Origin of the sequence: Frankia sp. AgB1.9 (assembly GCF_016786355.1) — a bacterium.
GTDB lineage: Bacteria > Actinomycetota > Actinomycetes > Frankiales > Frankiaceae > Pseudofrankia.
Genome location: NZ_JADWYX010000267.1, coordinates 1 through 1,363 on the forward strand (window position 1 = coordinate 1; position 1,363 = coordinate 1,363).

General features: G+C 75.2%; 1 protein-coding gene. It reads left to right on the forward strand.

The features are described 5' to 3' along the window. Nucleotides 1–495: 495 nt before the first annotated feature. Nucleotides 496–1,269, forward strand: a complete 774-nt coding sequence (locus I6A60_RS41030) for an SDR family oxidoreductase (RefSeq protein ID WP_203022788.1) — start codon at nt 496–498, stop codon at nt 1,267–1,269. Nucleotides 1,270–1,363: the final 94 nt, after the last annotated feature.

Consider the following 1,363-nt stretch of genomic DNA (forward strand, 5'->3'; position numbering starts at 1 on the left):
CCAACCAGCAGTTCCCCCCGCGGCCGGGCATGCCGACCGGTCCCGGCTACCAGCCGGGCCCTGGCCGGCCCGGGCCGGCGCCCCGCCGGCCGGGGACCCGCCCCCCCCCCGGGGCCCCCCCCCGGGGGGGGGGGGCGCCCCCCCCCCCCCCCCCGCCGGGGCGGGGGGGGGGGGGGGGCGGCCGGCCGGCCGGGGGGGCCCCCCCCCCCCCCCCCCACCGGTCGGGCGCTGAGCGCCCGCCCAACGCTTGTTCCTCGGATTCCTGGAGATCGTCGCCGACCTGAGTGTGCGCAGGCAGGGCGGTCGCGTCGCGCTGCCACCTTCCGGACCGTCGCCTGCGCCGCGCTTCCGGGTTCCGGCGTCCACTCGACCCGCCGGCCACCGGAGCAATTCCGACTCTGACGTCAACGTCGTACACTTCTCGTGCTCCGGACCTGGGCGCTTTCGGCGCCCCGGTATCGACGCCCCGGTATCGACACGGAAAGTGAGCCCACGATGCGAACGGTTGTGGTCGGCGCCTCCAGCGGGTTAGGACGTGCCATCGGGATCGGCCTCGGCCAGCGGGGTGCCCAGGTGGCGCTGCTGGCCCGGCGCAAGGACCGGCTGGTCGACGCGGCGCGGGAGGCCGGCGAGAGCGCCGTCGCCGTCGCCTGCGACGTCACCGACGAGGCCTCCGTCCGGTCGGCCGTCGAGGAGGCCGCGACGAGCCTCGGCGGGATCGACGCGCTCGTCTACGCCACCGGGATCGGGGTGCTGCGCCGCCTCGTCGACGTCGACGCGAGCACCTGGCGCACGGTCTTCGAGACCAACGTGATCGGCGCGTCGCTGGTCACCGCGGCGGCCATCCCCTACCTGACCGAGTCTCGCGGGGTCGCCGCCTACCTGTCGTCGATCACCGGCTCGGTCACCGAGCCGTGGCCGGCGCTCGGTTCCTACGCGGTGAGCAAGGCCGCGCTCGACAAGCTGATCGAGGCCTACCGGGTCGAGTACCCGACGCTCGGCTTCACCCGGATCACCGTCGGCAACTCGGCCGGTGGCGCGGGCGAGTCGGCGACCGAGTTCATCACGAGCTGGGACCCGGCGCTCGCCGGCGCGGTGCACCCGATCTGGATCGGCCGCGACTACGTGCACTCCGACTTCGTCGACGTCGAGGACCTGACGAACGTCGTGCACACCGTCATCACGAACGGCGCCGCGATCAAGTCGGTCGTCGTGGACGCCCGCCGCACCGTCCCACTGCCGCTGAACATCCCCGCGCAGACCTCCTGAGCACCCCCTCCGTCTCAGGAACCGCCACGCGAAACCGGCCCCCCGGGTGTCCGGGCGGGCCGTTGGCGGGGTTAGCCGGCCCGGGGACCGCGAA

What these genes read in the sequence shown, in the direction of transcription:
- I6A60_RS41030 (WP_203022788.1), top strand. Translation starts at nt 496, where the DNA reads ATGCGAACGGTTGTGGTCGGCGCCTCCAGCGGGTTAGGACGTGCCATC.